Annotated in this window: 3 protein-coding genes and 2 pseudogenes; 1 reads left to right on the top strand and 4 read right to left on the bottom strand. The window is 41.9% G+C overall.

Going from position 1 to position 9,181, the window contains the following annotated elements; genetic code table 11:
* The coding region (locus GXP65_RS24145) for an ISAs1 family transposase (RefSeq protein ID WP_162093901.1) at nucleotides 1-274 on the bottom strand (274 nt) is incomplete at its 3' end.
* 67 nt (nucleotides 275-341) lie between these two features.
* On the opposite strand from GXP65_RS24145, the pseudogene GXP65_RS24140 reads away from it, so the two are divergent.
* Nucleotides 342-1,233, top strand: a pseudogene (locus GXP65_RS24140) (IS4 family transposase); the annotation flags it as partial.
* 13 nt (nucleotides 1,234-1,246) lie between these two features.
* Here GXP65_RS24140 and GXP65_RS24135 read toward each other — a convergent pair.
* From GXP65_RS24135 to GXP65_RS24125, 3 genes and pseudogenes are all read right to left on the bottom strand, one after another.
* Nucleotides 1,247-1,525, bottom strand: a pseudogene (locus GXP65_RS24135) (transposase); the annotation flags it as partial.
* Nucleotides 1,526-1,656: 131 nt separating this feature from the next.
* Entirely contained in the window at nucleotides 1,657-6,579 is a 4,923-nt protein-coding gene (locus GXP65_RS24130) for an RHS repeat-associated core domain-containing protein (protein ID WP_162093900.1), read from the bottom strand.
* A 228-nt stretch (nucleotides 6,580-6,807) separates the two neighbouring features.
* Nucleotides 6,808-8,577: a hypothetical protein gene (locus GXP65_RS24125; protein WP_162093899.1), complete on the bottom strand. Its 1,770-nt coding sequence runs from the start codon at nucleotides 8,575-8,577 to the stop codon at nucleotides 6,808-6,810.
* Nucleotides 8,578-9,181 lie beyond the last annotated feature (604 nt).

The raw sequence follows: 9,181 nt of genomic DNA, 5'->3' as shown, positions 1-9,181 counted from the left end.
AACTTTGAAACGCGCTCTCAATTTCTTCTGGCTTCAGACGGCATATGACGCGAGCGATGGTGTCATGCCGTGGAATACCGTATTCGAAAGGGCGATAACGTCGGAGCCAATCTAAGCGATGAGAACCAAAATCCTCAATTTGCTCCCAGCCTTCCACTCCTGATAGGACGGCACTAACGGCTAAAAAGATAATATCGAGCAGTTCGTGTCGCTTACATCGATCAATACGTGGGTCTTCAATAGCTTCAAAATGTTGGAGAAAAGAGTCAGGCATACTTAAAACGTTACGATAGAGAATTATTAGCTGATCTGATCACCGGTTTGTCCAAAAGTTCCCATTTATAATGATCTTGCCGTGCATCAGTGGCGCTACAAGGCCGTTCGGTCACTGTATATGAAAAGGCCTTTCCACTTTCAAAACAGTGTTCTAAGTCTGCTCATGACCAGTTTTTATCTGATCTGGCAAGCATTTTACCTTCTGATGTTACTCCACTTATTATCAGTGATGCTGGATTTAAAGTGCCGTGGTACAAATCTGTTGAGGAGCACGGATGGTACTGGCTGAGTCGAGTAAGAGGTAAAGTGCAATTTGCTGAACTCGGTGCCGAAAATTGGCAGCCAGTCAGTAGCTTACATAGTAAAGCCTCTAGCAGAGCCAAAAGTCTTGGTTGCCAAAAGTTGACCAAAAGTAATGCCATCAACTGCCAAATAGCACTGTATAAAGCATTGCCTAAAGGCCGCAAGAATCAGCGCTCTACACGGACGAACTGTCACCACCCATCGCCCAAGGTGTTCTCTGACTCCGCAAAGGAACCGTGGGTACTCGCGACTAATTTACCGACAACGGTTCGTACCCCAAAACAGTTGGTGAGGCTTTACGAAAAACGGATGCAAATAGAAGAAACCTTCCGAGATTTAAAGAGTCCTGCTTATGGATTAGGCCTACGCCAAAGCCGCACTAGCCGCCCAGAAAGGTTTGATATTATTTTGCTGATAGATCTAATGCTGCAACTCATGTTTTGGTTGGCTGGAACACATGCACAGCGGCAAGGATGGGACAGGCACTTTCAAGCGAATACAGTCAGAAATCGAAATGTCCTGTCTACCGTTCGATTAGGTATGGAAGTCCTCAGGCGACCAGACTACGAGATTACGACTCAGCACTTCTTCACAGCGGCCATAGATTTAGCAGAGCAGCTCTTAAAAGATGGCTATGCACTGGCGGATTTATGAGGGGATCCCTCAGGGTGTAGTGCGGACAAACTAGCGGGACGTTAGCAAGCTTAAATACGGAGTCTAGAAAACCTTGCAGCGCTCTCAATGGCATAGAGAAAACGCGCTTCACCATCAGTGCAGTAGTAATGGCTAGGTCGCTGAATTGACGAGGCCTGCCGCGCTTGTTCTGTTTGCTTTGCTTCCATTCGCTTATAGCTTCTTCATCAATCCAGAAAGTGAGTGAACCACGATTGATTAGGGCTTTGTTGTACTGTTTCCAGTTAGTTGTTTTGTAACAAGGTTTCGGCATAAGGCTACGATGATTAACTGATGTAGCCGATCAGATCGTAACTTCCTGATTTAGTTCCATCGAATTACGCAACAAAGCCCATTCTCGGTTAGGAAGCCAGAATAGACCGGCTTCCTTTATTGCGCCTGCTTTTATGCAATATCGTTGGAGATAAATGCAAACTTGTCTATTAACAGGAATGCTGGATCATCCGGTTGTTCAGCCTCATTGCCCGGTACAGCCCCCCAGTTGGTGTTAGCAAAGAGAGCATAGCCTCCCCCCGCACTTACAATAGATGCAGCGCCGAGTGCGTTCCAACCGAATGCGCTCGATGAAATACCTTTGGTTTTTTCCATTTTAACCAGATCGTATCCCTTGCTGTAGACGGATGAGAAATTATTAGTATCTAACCCAATCAAACCACTTCCAATGTTCAACGCTTGTTTTTTAGGGTTTTGCAATTTGTTTTTCGCCTCTATTTTTGTATTGAAAAACTCAGATTTCTTTTTTAGTATGTTCCGATCGAACTCCAACAATTCCTCCTGACTGACACGTTTTAGTTGATAATCATCCATTTTATTCACTAGGTCGTAGTTGCTTTTTCTCGTACCTCTTCGGGCAGCTCTTATGTTGTCGACTTGCTTGCCTGTATATTCAAACCCTCCAACCACCATAGAGGCTAAACCAAAAGCGGCTGAGGTTTTGCCTAAAATATCACTTGTTCGGTTTCTGTCTGTGCCGTGGTTTGCATCAGAAATGGCAATCGAATCAGCGGCAATACCTAATACAGCGCTTGTCGCTCCCAATGTTGAGGCGGTGATAGCAATACCAGCCGCCAGCGTCATACTTGCGCCACCAGTTGGGAAGGCTAAAACAATGGCAATAGCATCGACAATAAATGAGAAAATGTTCAGTCCCAAATCTACACCGCTGCTAAAGTGGCCGCTGGGATCGCTCATATTTACCGGGTCGCCACTGCAATAGGTATACGGATTGAGGCCCCCGCCGTTAAATGGACTCCAACTGTCTGGAGTGAGGAAAACACCGCTCACAGGGCAATAGGCACGGGTGCCGTTACCGAGTTGATATAGACCGTTGTCGTGCTCTCGTATTTCACCGTTAAAGCCGGTTCGACTTACCGGCGCAGGGGTTTCACCATTTGGAGTATAAGCTTGATAGGTTAGGTTGCTATTCTCGCTGTTAACAACGACTACTACCGAGTTTTGCTTGTTAACGGACAGCAGCAAGCTATGCGAGTCATATACTTCGGCTACTGGCATGCCATTGTGTGCCACAAAAATTGAGTTTTCCGTTGCTGTTGCTTCCATGGCCAGTCGTTTGCCAAGGTAGTGACGAATACCTTGAGTGACAGTGTTTACCTTTGTGGTATAAATCTGTTCGAAGGGATTATATAGGTATTCGATTTCCTGCTCATTGATACTACGCATTCTACCGGAAACGCTATAGCTGTAGCGGTTGCCAGCCCCGTCGTCGACCATATTACCGTCGTTGTCGTAGCTGAACGTCTGAGTTTGCGGTTGAATCGCAGGATGACTATGGGTAACTTTGCTGACTTGAGTATTGTCAGTATTTTCATAACTATAGTTAGTTTCGTTGCTTTCGCCACCAGTGAACAGAGTTGTCACTTTCTCCAGATTGTTGTATTGGCCATGTTGAAACGTCTGTTGTTCAATGGCCATTCCGAGGGCGTTGTTCGGCAGTAACTCTTGGTCGTCAGAGTTAGCGGTGTAGTTGGTTAATCGATTTCTCTCATCATAGGCAAAGCTTTCCTCCAGAACCCCGATCGGCGTCGATGTTGTTCGGCTCAGTAGCTTATTCTCAATGTCGTAGCTCACTGCAATAGAGTGTGTGGCTATCTCTTGTTGAGCTGGATCGGTCACCGTGATGGTACGTTTAATCTCGCGACTCAGTTCATCGAATTCCAGATCCATTTGTTGTTGGTAGCCTTCTTTGTTAATGGTCACATTTTGCAGCACCCGACCTAGTGCATCATAGTGAGTTTCTGAGCTAACACCGGATTGAACCGTTTTGAACAGCCGCCCATACTCATCATACTCGTACAGAATATCGGTCAACGTGACGCCATCTTCGCTGATCGCCTTAGTCACGGGTAGTCCCCCTAGACTCACGCTGAAGGCTTTCGTGGTTTCACTGTGGTCTATTTTTGATTTCGATACTGTCTGACTCAGCTTTCTAGTTGGCGTATAGACATAGTCAATATCAAGATGTTGATTACTGGCATGATATAACAAACCGATTTGCTGTTCTGGAGTCTCGGTGTTGCCGAAGGTAAATACAGAGCTTAATTCGACCTTACTTGGATCACTACTATCAAGCCCTTTGTATCCATTAATTGCGGAAGGGCTGTTAAGGGCGGCAATAAAGTCGCAGGTCAGTGTATTTTGACTCGGTGTTACAACTCGAGTCGGTTGGAACGTGTCTACCTGATACTCATAGCTATACAGGCGTTGCCCGATTGTACGACTGCTGATGCGCCCTAGACCATCGAAAGATTGGCTGGCGATAGGGATTGGTTGCTCGGTAAAACTGATGCTCTCAAGCAACTTGTCTACAGAAAAATCAGCATAACTGGCTTGGAATGAGGTATTACCGAAATATTGAAGTGTTGTCGGTCTATCCAGATCATCGAATTCTAATTGAGCTGTTCTTCCTAAAGGAGTAGTGATCGATACTTGTCGACCAAAGCCATCAAACTCAATCGATAACTGGCTATAGAGTGTTTCGGTGCCATCCTTCAACGTATGTTTTTCAAGTCGTTCAGGTTGACGAAATACATTAAAGAAAACCCGCTCAATAGATGAGGCAGCAAGTGAGTCAGAGTAAAGACTACGGGTGATGCTGAGCGCGGCAGGATCGATAACCTTCTTTTCGATACGGCCATCGTTGTATGTTGAGGTAAGCAGAAAGCCCCAGTCATCATAGTTGTAGCTTACCGATCTTTCTGAGAGCGGCTGTCCTTGATAGTAGTCATAACTTGCCTCACTGAGTTGGCGGCCAAAGGCATCATAGCTGTGGCGTTCTACTTCTCTGAAAGAGCCTGTATATGTACCATTACTATCCAGTTGACCATCATCATCTTGGTTTTCCTTGCTTAACAGCTGGCCTAGTCCATCATAATGGTCTTTAGTTTGAACCCCCTCATGATTGAACTGAGTGACTACGTCACCAGGGGAATCATCGTTGTAGGCGTACTGGATTGTCAGCACTTGCTCATATTCACTGCCTTGAGCGTTTATTTTTGTTACAACCCGACCCAAGTCATCATAAACATAACTATTGGTCACCCCTTCCGGTGTAACTTCTTTGACAACTTGTTGAGTATATTCCGCATAGTAAGTATTTTTCTTGTTGCTTAGGGCATCATGGCCAACAAGCTCTTCAGTTACGCAGAGTCCGTCGGCCGTACAATCATAAGAAAGATGTTTTGTGGTTGTTTTACCTGACTTGAGTAGGGATTGTTGTTTCGGTAGTGCAAACAATAATGAGGCATTGAGATCGTCGTTATATTCTGTCGTGAGAGAGTAAAGCAGAGTCTCAATGCTGGCATCATCGGCAACTAATACTTCGGTTTGATCTGGTACTATTCGCCAGTTGTTGTCATTGCCTAAACGAATATGGGTGTAGCGCTCAACTTTTTCTTTTTCGCCATTTGCGGTCGTCGGCGGCGTTACTCTTTTTTCCTTTAAAAAGGAAGCAAAACCATAAGGATGAGCAGGACAGAGACCAGTTTCTCCCGTTGCCGGATAATAGACTGACTGAGTTATGGGGGTGGTTTGTGGTTCGTTTTCCAAAGCGCCTTGAGTAAACTGGTACTCGGTCAAAATATTTGAGAATTCATCGTAGCTACGTTTTATCCCAACTCTTCTTAGTTCTTCTTCGCCCTGTTTAAATATAGCTGTCTGACTGATGGGAAGGCGTGCGGTCTTGGATTCTTGCTCAGCAACGGAGAGTAATGGATTCCATTCGTACTCAAACTGTTGAACTATCAGCTTATTACTGCCATTAAACTTAGACTCTATTGTGTCTGGCAAATGTAGCTTGTTAAACGTCGTGCGTATGTTTCTGCTGCTGCCTGAGACCGAATCATTGATGGTTTTGGAAGACCAATAAGTATAGTCTTGGTTGATATGGTACAAGTTATCTTGACTAGATGAAGGTGAATTAACGCCTAAGCCATAAGCATTATGGTTTTGGTCAAACTCATATTCAGTTGATATTGTCTGTTGATCTGAGATCATCATTACATGGGTTTTAATGGTGGGAACACTTGTTCCGTCAGGTAATGTTAACCAAGCACCGAAATCTTCATTAATTAAGAAAGATTCATGGGTGCCATTGGGATGCGTCAGCTCATCGATCAGCGTATAGCCAGAATACTCCCGATTGTATTTCGCAATATATTCCCCTTGCTTATAGCTCCCTGTGGAATAAGGCATTGAAATACTGAATTCTATTTCACTAAAGCTTATGTTAACGTGTTTATCGAGTGGATTTATATATAAGTCGGCATAATCATAAAAATAGGTAATTGTAATGATATCGTTAGAGTTATCATCCTTGATCTTAGTTAACTTCCCTCCATTATAGTTAAAGTAGATAGTCTCACCAGTTGGATTTTTCCTCTCAGTGAGACGGTAGACACCATTACTTCCAATATCATTCAATACCTCTTTAGTTCCGTCTTTATAGTAAACATTAATGCTACCATAGTCGCCATTGTTTATTTGTACAGTAAGTGGATAGCAGTTTATGATGTTTAGGTAATCATCAAGCTGTACAGTATTACCATCTGACAAAGTTAATACTCTCGAACCATCGCCAATCACTAAGGTGGTTAGCGCGAACTGCCAACCAGTTCCCAATCCATACTCTACACTAGAAAAAGGAGAATAGTTCAGGCTAAGGTCGATATTAAGCCCTTTTAATTGATGGGTAACCAATGAGGTAACAGGGATGGAAAGTGAAACGATACCATTGTTATCTGAGATATGAGCAATACTCGTTTTTTCATAGTTATTTGATTCGGTATACATATAAAAATTCCTCGTTCGTAGAATATACTGTGGAATAAAAATTTTTCTGGGTGATGTTAGTTTTCATTCAATAAAACATCAAAATAGACATTGATTTGATTAACTAAAAGAAATCGCTCGAAGTTTCGAAAAATTATCATGTGCACATATTTTGAATAAAATAATTCAAATTGTAAATAAGGGAGGTGGTAGCTCCCCCTTATTTACAAGGTTTCAATATGTTTGAGGCTAGAACAGCGGTATGGTGTCGTCATAACCGTCAATCAAATAATTGACAGTATCATCATAAGTTAGGTTTTGAGCTGATTGATTCCCAAACGAGTCAGTAATATAGTAATTGTGAGAATTACCTGAAGGACGTGTTGTGCTTCCTATATTTGGGTATACAAATTTAGTTGGGGTATCATTATCATCGTGAACCCATCTGACCGTTAATAAATGAGTCTGCCAAACTGAGGGGCCATCCAGTGAAGTATATTCAGCCAAAGTATCCCTGCTAAATTTAATTGCACCAGCCGCGGCAGTACCATCCAATTCATCTTCATACGCCCCAAAAATCGTCGCGACATTGCTTAGTTCGAGATCATATTCGGAGACTTGTGATACTGAAGCGAGTCCGTTGTTCCTTCTGTAGGGGTCATCAGTGTAGTCACTTGTTACCCTAGAAAGATGGAAGTCAAGCGTTTTGACAAATGAGCGGTCCATATCTATACCTGGATTATAGTTTTTACAAAAAATGTTGTTCTCTAGCCTAATCATGGTTAGATATGGTATGTCCTTATTGAAGTAGAATGCTGTTGGCACATTTTCGATATAGCCTGTCTCTTTAACGTTGAGCCCAATAAGATGACCACTCACACCAAGTTTGTGATCGTCGCATTCAACCTTGTCAGTTTCTGTTCTTTCAAAGGAAACACTGTATGTATTTTCTGTTTGTCCGTTGATAACCAGCGGCATCTCTCGTGATGAGATAGCAGATATATTATTCTCTGAATTGGGTGATGAGCAATTACTGTAGCGGAAAGAGGGGAAGTTTTCTGTTCCTGGTTTGACTTCATCCATTTCATCTAACTCAACACAAAGGTTAACAGGGAGGTCGGTTACTTGATTAGCTGTAAGGTAAAAGGTGTAACGTTTTAATTTTTCATAAGGAGGCAATTCTTCTGTCGTTTTTTGAGTGGGTAATTCAGCCATTTTAGTTAATTGTGGTGGAGCCTGTTTAAGGTATATTCCCTCTGCTTCATAGGTTTTATTAAAATGAATTAAGTCACTTGCTTGACTATTAACTATTTTCCTAAAGTTAAAGGTTTGTAATTCAGGCGCATCAGAAAGAGGGATTTCCCACTGGCTGAGATCTGGTGCGTCGTCACATTGACCGACTTCTTGTGGATTTCCGTCCGCTTTATCGAAGCAGCTAGTCGCAACAATATCAACATAGAACTTGAGTTGATGTTTATTGTTAGCGAAAATGCTTTTGTAATCCCAAACAAAGTTTGCGCTTTTTATTACATAAGGTATTGTATTAACTTCTTCTGCCTCGACCTTGGCAATAGACTGAACCTGTAAGGATTGTTTGTTCGCACAGCTGTCATAACTAAAGTCATTACCTTGAACACTAAAACATACTGGCAAATCTCCCGTTACATCAGACAGCAAGTAAACCGTTTTTTCACGATCGGATTTAATAATACCAACTTGGCTTTCATCGTGTATGGCTTGAGGTTTATTCTCCATAAACGCCCAACCGCTTACTTCTGATAGCGGCTTATTGGTCTCGGCATCATAGGCCATGACTTTTGCATCTTGAAGCCTGTGTTGTGTTTGGTTTGCGTTCCAATTAATAGCTATGGTGGTGTACTGTGTTCCGTTCACTACCTGTTCGCTTTCAATGTTAAAGCTAAGAGGTGCATCTTGGGTTTCGCTATTTGCAATTTGGGCGCTAGCATATGCAGATATTGCCATTGCTGTTGTAATAAATATAGCCCTTCTTATTGTCATTTCTTACTTTCCTATGAGATTACAGTTATTTTCGTGTTTTAGATAAGCAGTGTTTGATTTACACAACGAAGCCTTTTCTAATGTTTGATTTTCTTTCATTTTTTATCCTATTAATAAATGATCGGAGTAAATATTATTTCAGAATCAGCAAAAATAAAATCAACACGAGATATTTACATGATGTATAATTCATTGGGTTAATAAGTAAGATCTGAGTATTTAGTATTTTAAATTTAAATTAACCGGATGTCCTTAAAATAAAAGTAAAATATAATTGATAATTTTAACAAAAAGAAGTCAAAACAATATTTTTTTTTTATGTTTAATTTGACTACTATACATTGAATTTTAACTAATATTACTAACTTTGTTGTCAATAATTAATTCTTGCAGGTTTTTATGAGTGCTTGTGCCCTGTTGCTTAAATTGCTGGAACTAAATGGCTTTGTTGCGTAATTCAGAGAGAAGACATGCCTATTCCATGGTGTTTAATTATTAAACGATATACTGTGTTTCTGGCATACTTAGCCACGGCTAGAGCATTTTAACTCCAGTCTTTAAAAGGACTGAGCGATATTCGTCATCAATAGCCGCTATCTTCTTT

Origin of the sequence: Vibrio sp. LB10LO1 (genome assembly GCF_010092875.1) — a bacterium.
Lineage (GTDB): Bacteria > Pseudomonadota > Gammaproteobacteria > Enterobacterales > Vibrionaceae > Vibrio > Vibrio campbellii.
The sequence above is the reverse complement of the archived record's forward strand: the minus strand, read 5'-3'. Positions and strand labels throughout refer to the sequence as shown.